We start from the raw sequence: 22,448 nt of genomic DNA, 5'->3' as shown, positions 1-22,448 counted from the left end.
TCGGGGCCACTATTAGAGGTAAAAATGCCCTTGATTTGAGCTCACGCGAGCAAAATGGCGAAATGAAGGGCAAAAATGCCTCTCATTTCAGCGCCCAGTTCCCGCGCCACGAGACAACCCCCGCGCCCTCAAATCAGCCCACCCGCGCCACTAAACAGCCCGCCCCTGGTCCTAATCACTCCCCCGCCCGCACGCTAAGGCGGTACTGCCGGGGGGCCATGCCGATCTTCCGCCTGAACAGCTGATGGAAAAATTTCAGATCGGCATAGCCGACGGCTGCAGCGATCTCGGCAACGCTTTGGCTGGTGTCCGCAAGCAGCCGGCAGGCGGCATCCATGCGGATACTGTGCAGGTAGCCGGTGAAGCTCATGCCGGTCTGCTGCCGGAAGAGCCGGCTGAACTGCCGCTCACTGAGGTTGGCTGCGGCGGCAAGCCCGCTGAGCGTCAGACCGCCGGCATAATGGATTTTCATGCTGGCGACGGCTTCTTCGACCGCCATCCATTGCGGTCTCGCCCCTATAGATGTGCCGGTCTGCAGCTGCTGTCTGTACAGACCGGTCAGCAGCCGCACAATGAGCGCGGCTATAACGGCCAAATACCCCGGCGGTCTGGCCGAGAACTCGCTGTACAGCTCCTGGAACTGCGAATGGTAGGCTCCGGTAGTGTCTTTTATAGAGAACCAGGGCATATGCTCATCTGTGAAATAATCACAAATCTCTTCAGCCTGCGGAAAAGCCTCCCGGAGCCCAGTCAAATAGTCCACCGGAAACAGGCAGTTATATACGATCAGCGGCCGGTCCTTCTTAGTTGTTCTGGGCCGGAACACGTGGCTGTGCCCGACTGGAATAAAGAACAGGGTTCCATGCTCCACCGGCAGTGCCTCATCGTCAATGTAATGAACCCCTGAGCCTTCACTGACATGCGTAATTTCGACGAACTCATGAGAGTGCTCATGCAGCTCGAAATTTTCGTGGACACGGTTTACATAGACGGGAATATCCGGTCCAAAAAACGCCTGGCCCGACATCACGAAGCTGCTGCGTCTAACAGTCATACGGATTGCTCCTCTGCAACGTTAAATTAACTGCCTTTCATCCTACGCAATCACTCTGCGAATGTCCAGATCCGCCTATTACAATGTCCGGAATAGCCCCCATATACAAACAATCTGCCCCATACAATAGACGTAGAAATGTCGGCAATGGAAGGAAGCAGGGGACCGTGACCGGCCTGAGGACTACATCTTATTTAAAGGAGCGGCTTAAATGACCCAGTGTAAAGTGTTAAACCTGATGGTGAACTACAGAACCAATCCATTGGGAGTCGATGATCTTAACCCGCGGCTCAGCTGGCAGATCCAGGCGGAGACAAGAGGCTTCATCCAATTCGCCTATCAGATTCAGGCGGGCTGTGATCCGTCTTTTGAAGCAGAAGCAGAGCTCGTGTGGGATACCGGAAAGGTCGTATCCGATTCCAGTGTGCACATAGAATACCAGGGCCGGGCTATGCACCCGCGCACCCGCTACTTTTTCAGGGTACGCATATGGGCCTCCGAAGATGACGTTTCAGCATGGAGCGCACCGGCATACTGGGAAACCGCATTGCTCTCAACGCAAAACTGGCAGGCGGGCTGGATAACGGCACCCGTTCCCGGGCAGCTCACTGAGAACAGCGAAGACCCGTGCGATTATTTCCGCACAGAATTCGAGCTTCCCGCAGAGGCCGTCTCAGCACGGATCTATGCAACCTCTCTCGGCCTGTACCGCTTGTATGTAAACGGCATTCCGGCGGATGATACGCTGTTCAGCCCCGGCTGGACGAGCTACAATAAACGGCTGCAGTATCAGACTTATGATGTGAGCCGTATGCTCACGGCGGGCGGGAATACACTTGGCTGCATCGTAGGTAACGGCTGGTACAAAGGCTATTTGGCCTGGGACGGAAGCAAGGACCATTACGGCAAACAGCGTGCGTTACTCGTTCAGCTGCATGTTACATTGGCCGACGGCACGGAACAAATCATTGTTACAGACGGCAGCTGGCGCACTTCAACCGGACCGCTGCTGATGTCTGAGCTGTATCACGGTGAAACCTATGATGCGCGGCTTGAGCCGGACGGATGGGCTTCTCCCGGCTTCGCGGACCACCATTGGAAGCAAGCGGCACTGACGGATGCCCCGCCTCCGCTGCTGGTAGCCCAGGAGAACGAGCCGGCCCGCATTGTTGAAACCATTAAGCCTATCGAGGTCATAACTACACCGGCAGGCGCAACTGTGCTGGATATGGGCCAGAATATGGTCGGCTGGGTCAGATTTACAGTGAAGGCTGAAGCCGGTACAGAGGTAACGCTGCAGCATGCCGAGGTGCTGGACCGGGACGGTAATTTTTATACCGGTAACCTGCGTTCCGCCAGGCAGACCGTGACTTATATCTGCCGGGGCGGAGAGCCGGAGACATTTGAGCCGCATTTTACATTCCAGGGCTTCCGCTATGTCCAAGTGACGGATGTGCCGCGCGATCAATTAGTAGAACAGTTCACCGGCTGTGTGATTCACTCTGATCTGGAGCAGACCGGCAGCTTCAGCTGCTCGGATGAGCTGGTGAACCGGCTGCAGCATAACATTCTATGGGGCCAAAAAGGGAATTTCCTCGATGTGCCGACCGACTGCCCGCAGCGTGACGAAAGACTGGGCTGGACGGGGGATGCGCAGGTGTTCATCCGTACGGCGGCCTTTAATATGAATGTGGTGCCTTTTTTTGAAAAATGGTTAAAGGATCTCGCTGCGGACCAGGAGGCGGACGGTAGAGTGCCGCATGTCATTCCTGACATCCGGGCAGCAGGTTATGGATCTTCGGCCTGGGGGGATGCCGCCGTCATTTGTCCGTGGACACTTTACCAGTGCTACGGGGACGTCCGCATACTGAAGCAGCAGTATCCAAGCATGAAGGCTTGGGTGGAATACATCCGTGCCCAGGGCGAGCATGAATTCCTGTGGAACACAGGCCACCACTTTGGCGACTGGCTGGGGCTGGATGCGAAGGAGAACAGCTACATCGGGGCAACGCCGAAGGATCTGATCGCCACCGCCTTTTTTGCCTATTCAACAGAGCTTTTGGCCAAAACTGCGGAGATCATTGGACAGCAGGAGGAAGCCGAAAAATACCGCGAGCTGCACAGCAATATCATCCGCGCTTTCCGTGAGGAGTTCGTGACGCCTAGCGGACGGGTAGCTTCTCCGACTCAGACAGCCTATGCCGTAGCGCTGATGTTCGATCTTTTGGAGGAAAAAGACCGTCCGCGTACGGCCGCGATGCTTGCAGATCATGTAAAAGAAAACGGAACCCATCTGACGACCGGTTTTGTGGGGACGCCGTATCTGTGCCTGGTCCTGTCCCGCTTCGGGTACACCGATCTGGCCTATGAGCTGGTGCTGCAGAAGGAATACCCTTCCTGGCTGTATTCCGTCCTTCAGGGGGCGACGACGATCTGGGAGCACTGGGATGGAATCAAGCAGGACGGCTCCTTCTGGAGTGACGATATGAACTCCTACAACCATTACGCTTACGGCGCTGTCGGGGACTGGCTCTACCGTATTGCCGGAGGGATTGAGCTAATCGAACCGGGCTACAAAAAAATCCGCATCCAGCCTCAGCCGGGCAGACAGCTCACTTGGGCGGAAGCCTCCTACAGCTCCGTATACGGTCCGATCCAGTCAGCATGGAGCAAACAGTCGGATGGTTCACTTGAGCTGAAGATAACGATCCCGGCCAATACTACGGCTGAGCTCATCCTGCCGCTTGGGCAGCGGGGAAAAATGCTGGAGAGCGGGAAAGCGCTGAATCACGTAAGCGGGGTTCTATCCGCAGAAGAGAACGCCGGCGTCCGGAAGCTGACCATAGGATCAGGGAATTACCGGTTCACGATAGCTTAACCCTATAATTGCAAAAAAAAAGCGGCAGCTAAAGACGGGAATACAGTGTCTTTAGACTGCCGCTTTTTGATTGGGTTAACGGGGAAGATTAATTTGCCCTGGCAAGCCTTGTGCCGCGAACCGAGGATGCGGCGTATACGACAAGCGCTGTCCAGATAAGTGCGAAGCCGAGGAGCAGAACAGGCGAGACCGATTCCTTAAACACAAATATGCTTAATAATAGCATAATGGTCGGCCCGATGTATTGTACAAAGCCGAGCGCGGACAGTGACATGCGGGCAGCAGCCCGGGCAAAAAAGAGCAGCGGCAGGGCCGTTACCGCGCCGGAGAGAAGCAACCCGGCAAACATCGACGGGGACAGCGACCAGGCTGTAGACTCTCCTGTGACCGCCAAATAGATCCAGTAGCCGAGCGCGATGGGCAAAACTACGGCTGTCTCAGACAGCAAGCCCACAGAAGCATCCTGCATGGTCTTCTTCTTGGCGAGGCCGTACAGGCCGAACGACACGGCCAGCGAGATCGCAATCCACGGGAAACGTCCGTAATTGATGGCGATAATAAGCACCGCGGCGCTGGCGATGGCAATCGCGAGCCATTGGCCGCGGTTTGGCTTCTCATGAAGGAAGACGACTGCAAGCAGCACATTTAACAGCGGGTTCAGATAATAGCCGAGACTGGTCTCGACGACATGCCCGTTATTCACCGCCCAGATAAAGATGAGCCAATTCACAGCGATCAGCAGTCCGCTGGCTGTGAGCGGTAACAGCTGCGAGCGGCTGGCCGCAATCCGCCTGATGTCACCCCAGCGGCGCTGGACGGCGACGAGAACAGACATGAAGACGAACGACCAGACTACCCGGTGCGACAGAATCTCGCCTGCCGGCACATCATTAAATAACTTCCAATACAGCGGGAGAATTCCCCACATGATATAAGCGATTATAGCGTTGACCAATCCGTTATTCATTTCCAATTCTCCTCTTCATGTTTACACACTACAGCTGAAAGCTCTCCTTAATTCTCTGTGCGACCTCAGCGGCAGACAGGCTTGTATTGTTGATTCTTAAATAACGCTCCCTGGTGATTTCCCCCTCATGAGAGTTCAGCCGGTGTTGCTCCATCGTCTGCAGCAGGTTCTGCTCAGAGCGGGCGACATCCCGTTTGGTGGGCTTATGCTCAAGCCGGTGCGGTGTTTTGTTCCGCTCCAGCCGCTCCTCAAGTGCGGTCTCAAGCTCAACCAGGTATACCTCGCCGCCCCGGTCTTCGATAATCCTGCAGACGGATTCGATGTAATCCCAGTCGTTCTGCAGATCGAAGGCCCATACGTAGGTGAAAATCATTCCATACAGCCCGCTGCCGGCAGCCGTTTCGAATATGTCCTGGCGGAATTTGTCGACGAGCCTCCACATTTCCGGACTGAAGCCGAAAAAAGGCACCAGCAGCTCAATCGTCATATGGTTGTGGAACAGCTTCAGCTCGGTGATCTTTTCCAGCTCATGCCCGATAGTCATTTTGCCGGAGGCCTGCGGTCCGAATACAATGATCAGCTTCATCATCTAAGTCCCCTTTTGAGCATTTTGATTCATAATAACACAGGAAAAAGTAACGGGCGTATCATTAAATGCACAGCTTAGAGGGTAATGAACAGTATGCGGCAGTGATGATAATGAACGAGGGGGTTACACAATGCTGATCCTTAGGGTGCTGGCAGGCTTGGCGCTGTTTATTCTTGGGCTTTTGTATCTTGTGCAGAGCAAAGTGACCGTGAACATAACCACGCCTAATAAAGTGGAAACAAAGAAGTATACCAAAGGCGTTCCGCTGATTTTATCCAGAATCGCCGGTATAGCCATGATGATTCTCGGTGTGCTGATCTGGATTTTCGGATTCCCGCATTTTTCGGATTGAATGATAATTTTCTCCAAAAGAAAGATAGGATCGGACATTCATCCGGCTGCCCGGGATTGCTAGGATTAGAAGGAACGAGCAGCACATCAACCGGATCAATGGAGGTCACTAAATCGTGAATATACAATTTTCTACGCCTGCCGTCTATTGGACAGAGGCGCTGCCTACAGGAAACGGTAATCTTGGCGCTATGGTATTTGGCGGTATTGAGCGTGAACGGATTGCTTTGAATGAAGATACCCTCTGGTCAGGTTATCCCCGTGAATGGAACAATCCGGGAGCCAGGGAAGTATTGCCGGAGGTAAGATCCCTGATTGCGCAGGGTCGTTATGGGGAGGCGGATCAGCTCTGCCGGCAAATGATGGGCCCTTATACGCAGTCCTACCTGCCGCTGGGGGACCTGAATATTACGATGGAGCACGGGCAATCCGTAGAGCGGGGAAGCTATAGCCGGAAGCTGGATCTTTCCGCCGGTGTAGTCGGCATTCAATACAAGATCGGAGGCGTGCAGTACACGCGCGAAGTATTTGTCTCGCATCCGGATCAGGTCATAGCCGTCAGGCTGACAGCCAGCCGGGAAGGCGCGCTGAGCTTCCTTGCCAGGCTGGACAGCCCGCTCCGCCACAGCATCCGGCTGGAGCAGGAGCAGTTTACAATCTTCGGCCATGCTCCCGAGCATGTGGACCCGAATTATTATGCGTCTAGCGAACCGGTCCGTTACGGGGATTCCGGAGCCTCCCGGGGGCTGCAATTCCAGGGAAGGCTTGCAGTAATACATGAGGGCGGAAGCCTGCATGCGGGAGCGGAAGGGCTGCATATCAGCGGGGCGACCTCGGCCACGCTGTACTTCAGCGCAGCGACAAGCTTCGATCCGCTGCTCAGGGCAAGCAGCCCGGAACGTATTCCCGGGGAGGTGACGGCCCGGATTATTCAGGCGGCCTGCAGCAGGGAATACGCTGCGGTTCTGCAGGATCACCTGCAGGATCACCGCTCGCTTTTTGACAGAGTGAAGCTGCATCTGGGGCCAGGCAAGGCTCCTGCCGATCTGCCGACCGACCAGCGGATCGCCGAATACGGAAGCAGTGATCCTGGGCTGGTGGAGCTGCTGTTTCATTACGGCAGATATCTGCTTATCGCCAGCTCCCGGCCGGGAACCCAGCCTGCGAACCTGCAGGGGATCTGGAACCAGGAGACCCGTGCGCCGTGGAGCTCCAACTATACGCTGAACATCAATGCCGAAATGAATTACTGGCCGGCGGAGATCTGCAATCTGGCCGAGCTGCATGAGCCGTTCATTGATTATATTGGCAGTCTGGCGCTCAACGGCCGGAAGACTGCCGAGGTAAACTATGGCGCCAGAGGCTGGGTTGCCCATCACAATTCCGACCTGTGGGCCCAGACGGGCCCGGCAGGCGCTTACGGTGACGGTGATCCGGTGTGGGCGTTCTGGCCTATGGGCGCAGTGTGGCTGACCCAGCATTTGTGGGAACATTATCTTTTCAGCGGAGATTTGGACTTTCTGCGTGAGACCGCGTATCCGGTGATGAAGGATGCGGCGCTGTTCTGCCTGGACTGGCTGATTGAGAATGAGGCTGGAGAGCTGATTACCTCACCTTCCACCTCCCCGGAGCATAAGTTTGCTGCCGGAGGCGGGCTGCATGCAGTCAGTGCGGCCACAGCGATGGATCTGTCGCTGATTGCCGAATTGTTCGGCAACTGTATGGAGTCGGCGGAACTTCTGCAGACGGATGAGGAGTTCGCCGGTACCCTCGGGCGCGCGAAGGACCGCATGCTGCCTCTGCGCATTGACCGGCAGGGCAGGCTGCAGGAATGGTCTAAGGATTATCCGGAGGAGGACGTCCATCACCGCCACGTCTCCCATCTGGTTGGTGTATATCCGGGCAGGCTGATCTCGGAGCAGTCAGCGCCTGAGCTGTTCCGGGCAGCCAGAACCTCGCTTGAGATCCGGGGAGACGGCGGAACAGGCTGGAGCCTGGGCTGGAAAATCAGCCTGTGGGCCCGCTTCAAGGACGGCAACCGGGCGGAGCGGCTCATTTCCAATCTGCTCACCCTTGTCAGGGAAAATGAAACGGTGCGCGAGCGGGCCGCAGAGGGCGGCGTATACGCCAATCTGTTCGACGCTCATCCGCCGTTTCAGATTGACGGCAACTTTGCCGCCACTTCAGGCATTGCCGAGATGCTGCTGCAGTCCCATCAGGGATTCCTTACGCTGCTGCCGGCGCTGCCGGACTCCTGGCCGGAAGGATATGTGAAAGGACTGCGGGCCAGAGGGGGTTATGAAGTGGATATAGACTGGAGCAGCGGAAGCTTGTCAGGGGCGGTTATTACAGCTTCCCGCACACAAACCTGCCGGGTACTGGCCGGTCAGCAGATTCAGATTAGCGAAGCCGGAGCCAGAGTAGAGAATGTTACGGTAACGGATGGGATTGCCGAATTTCCGGTTGAAGCCGGCAAGCGGTATACCCTCACCGTAAAGGAATAGCCTGTTCAGCCCAAAAAACCTCATTGCTGAGGTTTTTTGGCGTTTACCGGCAGCTGTTCCGGGCTGAAGGTTAGCCGGTAGGCTGAGGGTGAGAAGCCGGTGAATGCTTTGAAGGTTCTGGATAAATAGGAAATGTCCGGTATCCCTACCCTGTCGCCGATTTCCGACAGCAGCAGATTCGTGGTTGCAAGCAGCAGCTTGGCTTCCTCAAGTCTTTTTTTATTGATATATTGAATCGGGGAGGTCCCGAACTGCCGTTTAAACACACGGATAAAATAATTGGGCTGCAGGTGCGCCAGCTCAGCCAGCTCTTCAATGGTCAGATTCCGGTGATAGCAGCGCTGAATATGCGAGATGACCTGCTGAAGCGGCTCGGATACCGCTGCCGGCCTGAGGCCTTGCTGGGTTACGGCACTCTGTTCCAGATAGTGGGCTATAAGCTTTAGCATGGCCGATTTGACGAGCAGCGGACCGGTAAGGGCAGAATCGTTATGGTGCTTCAGCAGCTCACGGAAAAGCTCAATGGGTCCGCTGTCCTGCTCCGTGTCGATCCAAAGCGGCGTCTGCAGCAGATCAAACAGATTGCGTTCCCCGATCCGCGCGGTAAAATGGCACCAGTACTTCGTGTACCTGGGGCCGGAGGTATAAGAAAAGGACTGCTTGATGCCCTGCGGCATCAGGAACCATTCCCCGGGCTGCGGACTGAACTCGGCATCGCCGATTTTCAGCCAGCCCTCCCCTTCACATATCAGGTAAAACTTGTTGTAGTCTGGCGTATAATCCAGCTCCCGCCAGTCGGTCCACACCTGATTGTATCCTGCAGCCGTTACGCGTACCTCAAGATTCTCCATATACATCCGGGTTAATTGCTGATTGTTCACATTCATACTCTCCGATCCGTAAGCAGTGGACATCAAGAATTCTCTCAGATGATTTTAGCATGTATTGCCGGAATCAAGCCATTATTTGATAGGCATCCCGGTATCCTGAAACTTTATGCAATCCAATATTTACAAATTGGACGGGTCAGCGTACAGTGCAGATAGGGAATATTTAGTTGGGTTAAACGCTTAGGTACTCTTTTAATATATAGCTGATAATGTAAAGGGAGGACAGTAATGGCATACAGTGAAGTTGAATTGCGCGCATCATTAACGTTATCGGTTCCGGTTATTCTGGACAGTCATTATCGTTCCTTAATGAGAAAGGATAGCGATCTTGACTGGTTTATAGAATCACATAAGGAACTGCTGGATTCCAGCTTCACTACGATTCTATTACATATGATAGAGGCCCTGTACATGAACGCTGCCGATTATGGACAGTTTCTGGATAATTCGCACAGTGAGGGTATCCAGCAAGGGATATTCCTCGCGGACATCTTCGGTGAGCACTTTGATATTATGATGGAAATGAGCAAGGATCTGAATCTGACAGCCCAGAACATCATGTTCGGAATTATTGAGGAGAAGGTGGATGACTCCGTGAACCGGCTGTTTTTTAACGGCCGTCTGATGGAATGCAACTGGGTACGGTTTACCGGCTTCGCCCAGGGCTATCTGTCTAATAAAAATGAGGAAATTGACAGCCTGCATGAGCAAAAAATAGCAGTAATGGGACAGATGGCTGCAGGAATGGCACATGAAATCCGCAATCCGCTGGCTTCTATTAAGGGCTTCGCCCAGCTTATCCATAACCGGCTGAATGAACCCGAGATCAAGGCGGCAGAATTGCGAACCTATCTGGATATCACGATTAAGGAGATTGATAACCTGAACAGACTGGTCACGGATTTCCTGGTGCTCTCCCGTAAGGGGGATAGTCTGCAAAGAGACGGTGAAATTTTTAATGTAATTGAAGTTATACACCGGGTTGTAAATATCGTGAATCAGCTCATCCTCAGCGATAATATTGTTCTTAATGTGGATTGTTCTGCAGAACAGGTGTGGACGCTGGGAAGCGCCTCGCAGCTGGAACAGGTCTTCCTGAATATTTTGAAAAACAGCATCGACGCCTTCACAGCCTTAAGCGGCAGAATTGATGTTACCATTACGACGCAGGATGAGACGGACGAAATTATCCTGATTTTTACCGATAACGGGGCGGGCATACCGAAGGATAAGCTAAACCGGATTTTCGACCCGTTTTTTACCACGAAGCAAAAAGGAACCGGTATCGGGCTGTCCATCTGCAAACAATTAATCGAAATGTACGGCGGACAGATCCAGGTGAATTCGGAAATAAAGGTGGGAACGAGTGTGAAGGTCAGCCTGCCGTGGGTCAGCGATTATGCTGCCTGTATGGAGGGTAGTGTATCATAAGCCATATGAGTATAAGATTGCAGAAGGGGACCTGCCGGGAGAGGCGGGTCTTTTTGTTATATGTGAAGCAGATCTGAAGCGGCCGGGTGGAACTATTTTGTATTGAGATTGCGATCATAGTTAATATATATATTAATTAAAAACCGGAATCTGATTCACTAAAAGGATATTTAGTCAGCTGATACCATAATAATGGATTGACTCCTTTCAGTTCATCTGTCTATAATACTTTTATAATTATAAATATATTAATAAAAATGTTAACTAAATAAGTTTATGCAGAGAGGACCCAAACCAATGGATAAACAGACCAAGCTGAAGGTGTATGCGCAACAAACGGGAGCCCCGCTGGGCGATTTGTTCGGCATTTTCTTTGAAGACCTCAATCATGCAGCCGACGGGGGCTTGTATGCGGAGCTGGTCCAGAACCGCTCATTTGAATTCGATCCAATTGATCATCCCTCCTACCATGCTTTGACAGCCTGGGAAAAGGCAGAGCGTGGAGACGGGCGTGCGGAGCTGAGCATTGCGAGCGAATCCCCGTTCCATCCCAAAAACCCGCACTATGCGGTGATTGAGATAACCGAGCCTGGAGACGGTGTGGGCCTGTCTAATGCCGGCTTCAATACAGGTATTCCGGTAAAGGAAGGCGAGCATTACCTGTTCTCGCTCTATGCACGGCGCAGTGACAGCTTCAGCACACCGGTGCGTGTCCTCATTGAAGACAGCAACGGGGCGGCATGTGCTTCAGCTGAGCTGACCGTAGAGTCTGATCAGTGGCAGAAATATGAAGCGGTTCTTACGGCTGGATGCACCGACAATGCCTGCAGGCTGGTTATCCTGACCGGCGGGCAGGGCAGACTCGAGGTTGATCTGGTATCGCTGTTCCCGCAGAAGACCTATCTCGGCCGCCGTAACGGGCTGCGCGAGGATATTGCCGTCCTGCTGGCAGACATGAAGCCGAAATTTATGCGCTTTCCCGGCGGCTGTCTTGTTCATGACGGGTCACTGAACCCGCATGACCGGAATTCGATGTACCGCTGGAAGAATACAATCGGAGAGCTAGCGGAACGTCCGGCGAGGCGGAATAACTGGCAGTACAATCAGACGCTGGGTCTGGGCTATTATGAATACTTCCAGTTCTGCGAAGACATCGGGGCCAAAGCCATTCCTGTATTGCCGGGCGGCTATGATCCCCACCATAAGCGGATCGTTCCCCTTGGCGAGCTCGGACCGTGGATTCAGGATGCCCTCGATCTGATTGAATTCGCCACAGGCGACGCAACGACGGAGTGGGGCGGAATCCGCAGCTCACTCGGCCATCCCGAGCCCTTCGGGCTGGAATACATCGCGATCGGCAACGAGGAGGTCGGCGAGCCGTTCTTTGAGCGGTATCCGTATTTCCATAAGGCGATCAAGGAGCGGTATCCTCATATCCAGGTAATCAACAGCAGCGGCCCGTTTGCTGCCGGCGGTGAATATGAGCGGGGCTGGGCCTCGGCCAGAGAGCATGGTTCGGATCTGGTTGACGAGCATTACTACCAGTCCCCGGAGTGGTTCCTCGCCAACATGGACCGGTACGACAGCTTCAAGGCTGATGAGCCCAAGGTGTTCCTGGGTGAATATGCATCCTGGGGTAATACCTACTATAACGCTCTAGTAGAAGCTGCGTTCATGACCCGGCTGGAGCGGGGTGCCCATGCCGTCGGCCTGGCCTGCTACGCGCCGATGCTGTGCAATGTCGACTATGTCAACTGGAAGCCGGATATGATCTGGTTCAATAACCATGAGGTGTTCGGTACGCCGAACTATTATGTACAGAAGCTGTTTATGAACCATCAGGGGGACCGGCTGCTGGGAATCGCTGCCGAGAATCTTCCGGAGAAGCCGGAGCCTGTTCAGGAGCCGGTGAAGGGCAGTATTGTCCTGGCTGCCGAGAAATCTGCTGTTACGTACAGCAACATTACGCTGACTAACAATCATACAGGTGAGCAAAAGGTGATTGAAGCGCCTGTTGAGCTTAATGATACAGAAGGCACTGTGAGCAAGGAGGAAGAACAGCGTTCCTTCCTGCTGGGGGAAACGGACTGGAGTGATTATACGCTCAGATTGACTGCCCGCAAAACAGGCGGCGTCTGCGCTTTCCTGATCTTCTTCGGCATGCAGGATAGCAAGAACCGGCTGAACTGGGAGCTTGGCGGCTGGCAGAACCAGGACAGCACGCTGAGTGCGGTCGTTAACGGACGGGGCTCCTGCCTGACCCAGAGCCTGTTCACCGTAGAGAAGGATACCGATTATGAGCTGGAGCTGCATGTCAGCGGCCGCGTGATTACGGCTTCGATAAACGGGGCTGTGATCAATTCGGCGGAAGACCGTGTGCCGGACATTCAGCCGCTGTATTATACGGCAAGTGTAGAGGAGGCAACCGGTGATGTGATCGTCAAGGCGGTCAACGTGCTGGGCACCCCGCTTCCCGTTACAGTCGAACTGCAGGAATTAGCCGCAGCTTCTTACCAGGCTGAGGTCCATGAGCTGTCGGGAGTGGAACTGGATGCGGAGAACAGCTTTGCCGAGCCGCTGAAGGTCAGCCCGTCCAGCCGGACGATCGCCTTTGAAGGAAGCAGCTTTGATTATGAGTTCCCGGCACATTCGGTTACTGTGTTCAGAGTACAGAAGGCTTAAGCAAAACGAAAGGCCCGCTTTTAGCTATTACACTATCTATTATCCCGCAGGGAGGGTTCATCTTGTCCGAATCGCAACCAACTTATTCCGGTTATCTGTTAGTTCATTTTATCGGGGAGCAGCCTGATGGTGAACAGGTCTATTTCTCTTACAGCGAGAACGGCCTGCACTGGAAGGATCTGAATGGAGGCCTGCCGGTTCTGCGTTCAGAGCGGGGGGAAAAGGGGGCCAGAGATCCTTTTATCGTCCGTTCGCCCAAGGAAGGGAAATTCTATCTGATCGCCACCGATCTGCGTATTGCCAGCGGCAAGGGCTGGGGTGCGGCAGTTGAGGAGGGAAGCCGCGATATTATCGTCTGGGAATCCGCCGACCTGGTGAACTGGTCAGAGCCTTGGCCGGTTACTGTCGGGGTGGAAGGAGCCGGCTGTGTGTGGGCTCCGGAAGCGATATATGACGAGGCTGCGGACGAATTTCTGGTATTCTGGGCTTCCGCTACACAGGAGCCGCAGGAAAACGCCCGGAAGCACAAAATCTACAGCGCGCGTACGAAGGACTTCCGTACCTTCACGCCGGCTGAGAAATATATCGAGCGTGACAACCATATTATAGATACTACAATTATTGAGGCAGGCGGCAAGTATTACCGCTATTCCAAGGATGAGACAACGAAGAATATCCGGGTAGAGGAAGGCGTGTCGCTGGATAAGGATGCCTTCAGCTATGTAGATGCTCCTGTTCTGGAAGCCATTATGGGTGTGGAAGGCCCGGAAATCTTCAAGCTGAACGGGCATGAGGAGTGGTGCCTGATCGTGGACCGCTATGCGGAAGGTAAGGGCTATCTGCCGCTTCTAACCTCTGACCCCGGCAGCGGCGAGTTCCGGGTGCTGGAAGACAGCGAGTTTGACCTCGGCAGAAACAAAAAGCGCCATGGCGGCGTGCTGCCAATCACCTTTGAGGAGTCCAGCCTGCTGCTGCAGGCCTTCGGGGATGGCCACCAGGTGCTGCCGGGGCAATTCGCCGACCCGGATCTGGCCAAGTTCGGTGACCGTTACTATCTGTACCCGACAACAGACGGCTTTACCGGCTGGTCGGGAACACAGTTCCATGTCTTCTCTTCGGAGGATCTGAAGCTGTGGAAGGACGAAGGTGTCATTCTGGATCTGGCAACCGATGATGTGCCGTGGGCAGTCAGCAGCGCCTGGGCTCCGTGCATCGCCAGCAAGGACGGCCGCTACTTCTATTATTTCTGCGGCAAAAAACCGGACGGTGAGAGTGCGATCGGTGTAGCGGTTGCCGATGCTCCTGCCGGACCGTTCATTGCACAGCCTGAGCCGCTGATTACCATGGGGCAGCTGCAGCGGCTGGGAATCGTCATGGGGCAGACCATTGACCCGTCCATTTATGCCGAGGATGACGGCAAGGTATATCTGCTGTTCGGAAACAGTCATGCTGCGATTGTTGAGCTGGGCGCAGATATGATCTCGGTGGTTGAAGACACCATGCGGAATCTGGAAGGGCTGCATGACTTCCGTGAATCAGTCACCGTGCTCAAACGGGACGGTCTGTATCATTTCACCTGGTCCTGTGACGATACAGGCAGCGAAGATTATCATGTGAACTATGGAACGGCGGAGCAGCTGTACGGGCCGGTAACTTATCAGTATACGGTTCTCAGCAAAAACAAGGACAAGGATATGCTCGGCACCGCCCACCACTCTATCCTGCATGACCCGGATACCGGAAAGTACTGGATTGCCTATCACCGGTTCGTTACACCGCTGACCCGGTTCAACGATTATAAGGGAATCCACCGCGAAACCTGTATTGATCCGTTAAGCTTCGGCGGGAACGGGCTGATGCAGCCGGTGAACCTGTAGAAGCTTCAGATAATCAGGAGGTTGAATAGAGATGAAAGAAACCATTACCAATCCATTAGTCCTGCAGCGGGCGGATCCTTGCATCTACCGGCACAGTGACGGCTACTATTATTTCACCGCTTCAGTACCCGAGTACGACCGAATTGAGCTGCGCAGAGCGCAGACCCTCGGGGAGCTTGCCGGCAGCAAGCCGGTAGTCATTTGGACCAAGCATGTCACCGGCATTATGAGCGGTTATGTGTGGGCGCCTGAGATACATTTTATCGGCGGCAAATGGTATGTGTATTTCTCCGCAGGCAGCGATGATGCGCCTTTTGCACAGCGGCTGTATGTACTGGAGAACGGATCGGACAATCCGCTTACGGGAAGCTGGGAAGAGAAGGGCCGGATTTATACCGCCTGGGATACCTTCTCGCTGGATGCAACGACCTTTGAGCATGGGGGAACGCGGTATCTGGTGTGGGCCCAGGAGGACCCGTCGGTCCAGGGCAACTCCAGCCTGTTCATCTCGAAGATGGCCAACCCGTGGACGCTGGAAGGCGGACAGACGGTGATTACCCGGCCGGAGTATGACTGGGAAGTAATCGGCTACCGGGTAAATGAAGGGGCGGCAATCCTTAAAAAGAATGGAAAAATATTCCTTACGTATTCTGCCAGCGCCACTAACCATAATTACTGCATGGGAATGCTCACGGCAGCAGATGACAGTGATCTGCTGGAGGCCGGCTCATGGACCAAATCCCCGGTTCCTGTCTTCACATCAAGCGAGGAGACCAGCCAGTATGGTCCCGGGCATAACAGCTTTACGGTATCGGCTGACGGGTCGCAGGAGCTGATTGTCTATCATGCCAGAAACTATAAGGAGATTACAGGGGATCCCCTGTTTGATCCAAACCGTCATGCCCGTGTCCAGCCGGTAGAGTGGGATGAGCAGGGTCTGCCTCTATTCGGCCTGCCGGTACCGGACGGCAAAGAGCTGCAGCTCTGAATAAACGGATAAACCGTATCATACCGGGGGGAACTTACCGGTGTGATACGGTTTATTTCTTTTTTCAGTTCCGTTTATCTGTCAAATTTGGGGGCGCAGATTGTCGGGAAAGGGTTAATCCAAACTAAGTGGAAATTCGGCATCTAATTTTACGCTAAACCTGGTTAACGGGAATCTAGTTGGAAAAACGCCACCTAAAATCGCCCTAAATGCCCCTATTGATATAAGTAGCCCGAAATAGATGTCCTTATTCCACCTAATGGCCGTAAACTCCGAGAAATACAAGAATTAACTAGCAAAAATCCAACTAACCAGATTGAACGAGTAAGTATGTATATGCAGTCTGCAGAATTCTACAGCCAACGGCAGGATGCCCCAAGAGGAAGCTGCAATGAAAACAGGGATGCCCCTAAGCCGTAACGGCCGAGGGGCATCCCTGTGTAAGCTATTAAAAGCGGATTATTGCAGATTGAGGATATTGCTGATGATGACAGCAGCCTGAGCGCGGTTGGCAATGCCTTTTGGCGCAAAGGTGTCGGCGGTCATGCCTTTCACAATGCCTTCCTGGGTAAGCAGCGCTACAGCGTCTTTACCATAAGAAGCAATGCTTGCCTTGTCCTTAAAGCCTGCAAGGGCGGCATCGGCATTGGTAACCGATTTGCCTTTGAACTTCGTCAGGGCATTGGCAGCAATGATTGCCATTTCTTCACGGGTGATGGAACGGTTAGGCTCGAATTTGCCGTTGCCCACACCATTCACCAGACCATTGCTGACACCGGCGGCAACGTAGCTGTAAGCCCAGTTGGTTGCTGCCACATCAGTGAAGTCAGCCGATGCATTCTCCAGCGGGAGAGCGAAAGCACGGACGATCATAGTGATGAATTCGGCACGGGTAACTTCCTTGAGCGGTGCGAAGCTGCCGTTGCCTACGCCGTTAATAATGCCTTTAGCACTTAATTCTTCAATTGCAGAGGCAGCCCAGGTTACCTTGCCCAGATCTGTGAAGCTGCCAGCCGGAGCAGGTGTTGCTGTCGGCTGTGGTGTTGCCGTTGGAGCTGGTGTTGCAGTAGGTGCCGGAGTTGCAGTTGCAGCCGGTGCACCTGTACCCGGACTAACCGGTTCAGATTCCAATACGCCAGGGTCCATGCCGTCAGCTTCTGTAGCTGCCGGAGACGAAGCGTAGATTGCATTAGCCAGTAGTCTGAACTGGTTCTGCGGGTGATATTTATTCAGCAGATCGTTGGCGAACAGGGTTACATGGATGCTGTCTGTCTGGTAATCCAGAGCCAGTACCTGATCTTTGGCAGCATCATTGTTCGGCCACCAGCCGGCTTTGAAGAAGTCATCGCCGGTTCCGTATTTCGCCAGGATTTCAGCGCCTTCCGGAACAGCTGTGATATAAGCAGCAGATACAGTGTACAGGTATTCACTTTCTTCATAAGGAGCAGTAATCAGGCTATCCTGTGAAATGGTTGCTTTGAACAAGCCTTCATGCGCGGCAGCTCTGTTCGCCTTGTTCACCGGATTGGCAAAATCCAGACCAGGCAGAACATTCAGAGCTTTAACGCTGCTAAGGATCGTACGGCCATACCCGATGAACGGCTTGCCGCTGGCGATCAGGTTAGTACCGGAGTTAACCAGTACGTCCGCTGTAGCTGTGTTGGAAGTTACCTTGAATCCAAGATCCGCCAGGATGAAGGAAGGTGCTCCCGCAATCGCTACATTTGCCGGCTTCAGCAATTTACCTGTTTTGTCACCTGTTGCATAGAACGGTACAATGTCCAGCAGGTATTTGGAAGCCACGGTCCGCAGATTGGATCTGGATACCAGGAAGCTGCCTTTTTCATAGCCGGCACCGCCGTTTTCGAGCAGTGTTACTGCTTTTTTGTTCGCGAGCAGCTCGTTAACCGCTTTGATTGCATCATTGTTGCTGTTGCGGATAACGTAATTTTGCGAGAACGGATATTGATCCAGGTTCGTTGTCGGAATTACGATGCTGCTGACTTGCGCAGTTTTGCCGGTGAAGGCACCAACGCTGCGGCTGATATAACGGTCAAATCCGCGCATATCGGCAAAGTTCTGGACGGTATCGGAATACATGGCATCGAAGTCGGATACATCCAGTCCATCATACAGGACAAGGTTGGCATAACCCCGTTTAGCCTGATGCATGTTCACGACATAAGTTCCGGCAGGATAAGTGTTGCCGTCTACCGTTACAGGTGTAGTGGTCTGTTCCACTTTTACACCGTTACGGAGCAGGTATTGCACCATTTTGTACGTTTCCAGCGCGTTCTTCTGCAGATTCTTAGCTACAGGAAGCACATAGTATTCAGGGAAAAAGTTTGTTGTTTCGGTTTCACGCTCACGGCCGATTGATTCATACTGGGCGTTTACCAGAAATTCATCAACGTTTTTGTTATCTTCATTGTTGAGGCCGCGCTTGAAGATTTCGAGCTGGTTCAGGAACAGCTCTTGTTTGTTATCCTGTACATAATTGGTAGCCGCCAGTGTTGCATAGTAGAAGGCATCCAGGGAATCTTCGTTCAGCTCAGGCACTTCAATCGTATGTCCAAGCGCACCCTGGTGCATGGCATATACAGCAGTGTATGCCGGGGAGGCATCGTCCCAGCCGGTTGCATTGCCGTAAGGATCAGGATAGTTTGGATCATTTTTCAGCTTCTCGGCTTCTTTATAAGGAATGTGGTACTCGTCGTATTTGGTATTGGCGATACCGGCATTACCCATTGCCTCAGCCTGTTTAACCATGTTATCCATAACAAGATCATATTCAATGTTCGGATCATGCGGCGGCGTACAAGGCTCAATCAGGAAGCCACTCACGAAGCCGTGCATATCCAGGAAGCTCAGCGGAGTCCATTTGGCAATCTGCGCCGTAACAGCCTGAGTTTCAGGTTGTGTCTGGTAAGAGTTGTCACGGTTCGGGTCAAGCAGGGTGGAAGTCGCACGTGTATTAAGCGCACGGCCGTCCGGATTCTCTACATAATCGAGCAGGAAAATCACATTGTCCAGCGCCTTGTCGATATCGAGGGCTACCGGAACTACATTGCCATTGGCATCGGTTGTATCATAGTTGACGATCTTTTCAGTCATCAGGGTTTCCAGGAACTTGATAATAACGTCAACACCGTTGGCTTCATCCGCGTGGATGTTGTTCAGCCAGATCGGCACTTTATAATCCTGAAGCTGGCCGCTCTTGATCATTTCCTGCAGCTTGGCAGGGTCGTTGTTCATCAGCGGCAGCGTTTCATTCAAATATTGGTCTACGGACGCTTTGTCCTTGGCGACGATGGAGAAGTGGATCGCCCGTCCCTGAGTGGATGTTCCAATCTGCTGGTACTCCACATAACGGCCGTATTTGTTGTTGCTGTCAGCGGTGATTCTATCAATCGCCGGCTTGATCTCATCATATGTATGATAGGTATCATACGGGTTCAGATCCACCTGCTGCTCTACCAGTACATCACCGGCAGGCGTTTTTGCAGTCAGGTTATATACTCCTGCAAGCTTCACATATTCAGCCCGGATGCCGCTGACGGCCAGGTTCACACCGTATGGCATATCGAAGTATACCAGAGCGGTTACCGTAGAAGCTGCAGCAGGCTCATAGGATACTTTTACAAAAGGATCTCCCGTATAAGCTCTAACGTTCGAAGCGTTATTCCATTTCTTCCATTCGGACAGCGGCTTCATTTCTTCCGCAGTTCTGCCGAATGTCCAGGTAAGCTGGTCTGCTGTAACGCCTTCAGGAAGGGTCAGCGTAACCGGCATGGTTCTGGCTTCGGTCATCGAGGCCTGGTAGACTTCTTCGGATACAGTAGCTTGCGCGGTGGCCTGGGCTGTCTGATAGACTTGTTCAGATACCGTTGCGGATTGAACCTGAGGCTGGACCTCGGTAACGGCTGCTCCGGCATAGGCTGACGGAATAATTCCGGATAGGGTCAGGGTTAACGCGATTAATAAGGATAAAAATTTCTTAGTCATCATATACCTCCCAGTGTCTTGTTGGATAGATCGCTGCCCGGACGGCAGTAGATTCTGCTGATGCAGATTTATGCATCCCTCCTGTGGATTCGTACGGCAAATCTCCCATGAATATGTAATATTCACATTGCGTGTGACGAATTAATATACATAAAAAACATTTATTATGCATATAGAAAACTATAATATAGTATTTTAATTAAAATCGGAAGCTTTTTCATAGATTTAAGCCAAAAAATTATATTTTTAAAATGATAACGCTTAAAAATTATATTGTTGAAAATGAAAATAATATAAAAGCTGGCAGCTGTTGCGGCTCGTGTTTCCGAAGATTTTTGTGTGCAGAAGCGTGCAAATGAGCGCATCCGTTCCCCTGCAGGAATCCTTCCAATGACCCAAGAAAAAAAGCGTGTATCGTAGTCCTAAATGCACTTCCGGGGGCTCGACTGTTCAACAGCTCATACTTAGGATTCATTTTCCGGAAACAACGCTAATAAATGCTTTGAACCTGCCCAAACAGGGCTTAGAATACTATCTATCAGATAGATGATCATCGCGATCCGGCACGTCTGTGCAATTAAGGGAAGGAAGGCGGGGGCGAGTCCATAAATGTCGCTTGAGGCATATGATATTTTTATCGGAAAAAAGCTGGGCAGCAATATCTACAGTACGGACGGAATCCTGTTAATCTCGAAGGATACCGTTCTGCATCAGAATCACATCGACAAGCTGGCGAATTTCAAAATCAAGCTCAGGATTGTGGAGGAGGCTGTCGAAGAGACCGGGGAGGAGGAGCAGAAGCGCCCTGAAGCAGCAGATGCTGCAGCAGAAGCCAGGCTTCGCCCTTCAAGCATTGAATCACGCAGACTGGCCAAGCGCACGGAGAAGCATCTGCAGGAAATAGACCGGCTTGTGCGGGCCAACGGGATCGTTCCGATTGACGATGTAGAGGAGAAGATCCTTCCCTTCATTAAAGATACTGCGAAGCGGTTCAATCTGTTCCAGGTGTTCTCGGAGCTTAAGGAGCAAGAGGATTACCGCTACAAGCAGAGCATAGGTGTTGCGGTCATCGCTACTTCACTTGGCCGGCGGCTTGGGCTGGATGATGAAGAAATGGAGCTGCTGGCAACCGCCGCCTGTGTCTATGACATCGGTTTGGTCAGGCTGCCGTCTTCACTGATCACCAAACCGGGCAGGCTGGACAAGCATGAGTTCGAGATCATGAAGCAGCATACGGTTCTCGGGTATGAGCTGCTGTCCAATTCGGGTGTTGATCCCCGTATTGCCCTGGTCGCCCTGCAGCATCATGAGAGAGAAGACGGCAGCGGCTACCCCCACGGGATCAAAGGGGACCAGATCGACCGGCTGAGCAAAATCGTTACCCTGGCAGACATCTACATGGCGATGATTTCCGACCGGCCGCACAGGCCTGCAGTTTCATTTTTTGAAGTCATCAACAATATTCATGAAGGTATCATACATAACCGCTTTGACTCTTATATAGGCATGACGTTCCTCGATTCGCTGCTAGCCAGCCAGGTTGGCTGCGAGGTCCATTTATCGGATGGGCGAACGGGCACCATTGTGCTGACTAATTCGAACTATCCGACCCGGCCGCTCGTCGCCCTGGCGCAAAATGAGTTCCTTGATTTAAGTAAAACGAGTCTTGTGCATATCAGGGATGTTATCGGGTAACGGAGCAATTGAATATGAGCAAAAGAGAGCAGCTTTTCTAAGGAGAAGCTGCTCTCTTTTGCATTTGTACTCCGGCGGCGTCAGGAGCTGTGCAGCTTCCGGTTAGACACACCGGCTGATTATGAGGGCGTCATGGGCATGTTGGTGGTTGTTGCTGTACGTTGTTCTATTACGCTGGATTGTTGTGAGCGCAGACGCAGATTTTTGGAGCAAATAGGGCACCCCTTATCTGTTAGAGACTACATTCGGATCATTTCTCAGACCCTCGATCTAACGGACTGCACAGCCCTTATTTCACCCGAAAACGCATTTTTAGGGTGCTAACGGACCGTAGTGTGCTTATTGCCGGCTGAACGGGCATTCACTGGACTGATTTTGGCAAAAAAGAGCACTGGAGTCCGTTAGAATACACAGAGTGGATATATGAAGCAAATAAGGTCGTCTCGGTCCGTTAGAGCTGGAATAACCTACCTGGCAAGTCAAGAGGAGTGGCGGCGTTGGGGGAGACGCAGTAGTATGTATGATCACTGGAAATTC

The 22,448-nt window shown here is 52.8% G+C and carries 13 protein-coding genes; 8 read left to right on the top strand and 5 right to left on the bottom strand.

Annotation, left to right across the window (positions count from 1 at the left end):
- Positions 1–175: 175 nt before the first annotated feature.
- A complete protein-coding gene (locus M2108_RS12265) occupies positions 176–1,054 on the bottom strand; it encodes an AraC family transcriptional regulator (protein WP_277469619.1) in 879 nt (292 codons plus the stop codon).
- 211 nt (positions 1,055–1,265) lie between these two features.
- On the opposite strand from M2108_RS12265, the gene M2108_RS12260 reads away from it, so the two are divergent.
- Entirely contained in the window at positions 1,266–3,932 is a 2,667-nt protein-coding gene (locus M2108_RS12260) for a glycoside hydrolase family 78 protein (RefSeq protein ID WP_277469618.1), read from the top strand.
- 88 nt (positions 3,933–4,020) lie between these two features.
- Here the strand turns inward: M2108_RS12260 and rarD are convergent, their stop codons facing one another.
- Positions 4,021–4,899 (bottom strand): EamA family transporter RarD, encoded by an 879-nt coding sequence (gene rarD / locus M2108_RS12255; protein WP_277469617.1) that lies wholly within the window; start codon positions 4,897–4,899, stop codon positions 4,021–4,023.
- 28 nt (positions 4,900–4,927) lie between these two features.
- Positions 4,928–5,485: an AAA family ATPase gene (locus M2108_RS12250; protein WP_277469616.1), complete on the bottom strand. Its 558-nt coding sequence runs from the start codon at positions 5,483–5,485 to the stop codon at positions 4,928–4,930.
- Between the two features lie 133 nt (positions 5,486–5,618).
- Between M2108_RS12250 and M2108_RS12245 the strand changes: the two genes are divergently transcribed.
- Positions 5,619–5,840, top strand: coding sequence for a hypothetical protein (locus M2108_RS12245; protein WP_221803176.1), 222 nt, complete (start codon positions 5,619–5,621; stop codon positions 5,838–5,840).
- 115 nt (positions 5,841–5,955) lie between these two features.
- Positions 5,956–8,343: a glycoside hydrolase family 95 protein gene (locus tag M2108_RS12240; RefSeq protein WP_277469615.1), complete on the top strand. Its 2,388-nt coding sequence runs from the start codon at positions 5,956–5,958 to the stop codon at positions 8,341–8,343.
- Between the two features lie 20 nt (positions 8,344–8,363).
- Here the strand turns inward: M2108_RS12240 and M2108_RS12235 are convergent, their stop codons facing one another.
- On the bottom strand, positions 8,364–9,224 hold the full coding sequence (locus tag M2108_RS12235) for a helix-turn-helix domain-containing protein (RefSeq protein ID WP_277469614.1): 861 nt from the start codon (positions 9,222–9,224) through the stop codon (positions 8,364–8,366).
- Between the two features lie 237 nt (positions 9,225–9,461).
- Here M2108_RS12235 and M2108_RS12230 point away from each other — a divergent pair, with 237 nt between their 5' ends.
- The 4 genes from M2108_RS12230 to M2108_RS12215 all read left to right on the top strand — a co-directional run bounded on the left by M2108_RS12230 (position 9,462) and on the right by M2108_RS12215 (position 16,211).
- Entirely contained in the window at positions 9,462–10,664 is a 1,203-nt protein-coding gene (locus M2108_RS12230; RefSeq protein WP_277469613.1) for a sensor histidine kinase, read from the top strand.
- A 297-nt stretch (positions 10,665–10,961) separates the two neighbouring features.
- Entirely contained in the window at positions 10,962–13,346 is a 2,385-nt protein-coding gene (locus M2108_RS12225) for an alpha-L-arabinofuranosidase C-terminal domain-containing protein (protein WP_277469612.1), read from the top strand.
- A 62-nt stretch (positions 13,347–13,408) separates the two neighbouring features.
- Complete coding sequence (locus M2108_RS12220) at positions 13,409–15,223, top strand: glycoside hydrolase family 43 protein (protein ID WP_277469611.1); 1,815 nt, start codon at positions 13,409–13,411, stop codon at positions 15,221–15,223.
- Positions 15,224–15,254: 31 nt separating this feature from the next.
- Positions 15,255–16,211, top strand: a complete 957-nt coding sequence (locus tag M2108_RS12215) for a glycoside hydrolase family 43 protein (protein WP_277469610.1) — start codon at positions 15,255–15,257, stop codon at positions 16,209–16,211.
- A gap of 459 nt (positions 16,212–16,670) precedes the next feature.
- Here M2108_RS12215 and M2108_RS12210 read toward each other — a convergent pair whose 3' ends face one another.
- Positions 16,671–20,216 carry a M14 family metallopeptidase gene (locus M2108_RS12210; RefSeq protein ID WP_277469609.1) on the bottom strand — a complete coding sequence of 1,182 codons (3,546 nt, stop codon included), beginning with the start codon at positions 20,214–20,216 and terminating at the stop codon, positions 16,671–16,673.
- A gap of 609 nt (positions 20,217–20,825) precedes the next feature.
- On the opposite strand from M2108_RS12210, the gene M2108_RS12205 reads away from it, so the two are divergent.
- Complete coding sequence (locus M2108_RS12205) at positions 20,826–21,911, top strand: HD-GYP domain-containing protein (protein WP_277469608.1); 1,086 nt, start codon at positions 20,826–20,828, stop codon at positions 21,909–21,911.
- The last annotated feature ends 537 nt before the right edge of the window (positions 21,912–22,448 follow it).

Origin of the sequence: Paenibacillus sp. PastM-3 (assembly GCF_029893965.1) — a bacterium.
Lineage (GTDB): Bacteria > Bacillota > Bacilli > Paenibacillales > Paenibacillaceae > Paenibacillus_AQ.
The sequence above is the reverse complement of the archived record's forward strand: the minus strand, read 5'-3'. Positions and strand labels throughout refer to the sequence as shown.

Excerpts from the sequence above, each read along its gene's own strand:
- M2108_RS12265 (WP_277469619.1), bottom strand. The coding sequence starts at position 1,054 with ATGACTGTTAGACGCAGCAGCTTCGTGATGTCGGGCCAGGCGTTTTTT.
- M2108_RS12260 (WP_277469618.1), top strand. The coding sequence starts at position 1,266 with ATGACCCAGTGTAAAGTGTTAAACCTGATGGTGAACTACAGAACCAAT.
- rarD (WP_277469617.1), bottom strand. The coding sequence starts at position 4,899 with ATGAATAACGGATTGGTCAACGCTATAATCGCTTATATCATGTGGGGA.
- M2108_RS12250 (WP_277469616.1), bottom strand. The coding sequence starts at position 5,485 with ATGAAGCTGATCATTGTATTCGGACCGCAGGCCTCCGGCAAAATGACT.
- M2108_RS12245 (WP_221803176.1), top strand. The coding sequence starts at position 5,619 with ATGCTGATCCTTAGGGTGCTGGCAGGCTTGGCGCTGTTTATTCTTGGG.
- M2108_RS12230 (WP_277469613.1), top strand. The coding sequence starts at position 9,462 with ATGGCATACAGTGAAGTTGAATTGCGCGCATCATTAACGTTATCGGTT.
- M2108_RS12225 (WP_277469612.1), top strand. The coding sequence starts at position 10,962 with ATGGATAAACAGACCAAGCTGAAGGTGTATGCGCAACAAACGGGAGCC.
- M2108_RS12215 (WP_277469610.1), top strand. The coding sequence starts at position 15,255 with ATGAAAGAAACCATTACCAATCCATTAGTCCTGCAGCGGGCGGATCCT.
- M2108_RS12210 (WP_277469609.1), bottom strand. The coding sequence starts at position 20,216 with ATGACTAAGAAATTTTTATCCTTATTAATCGCGTTAACCCTGACCCTA.
- M2108_RS12205 (WP_277469608.1), top strand. The coding sequence starts at position 20,826 with ATGTCGCTTGAGGCATATGATATTTTTATCGGAAAAAAGCTGGGCAGC.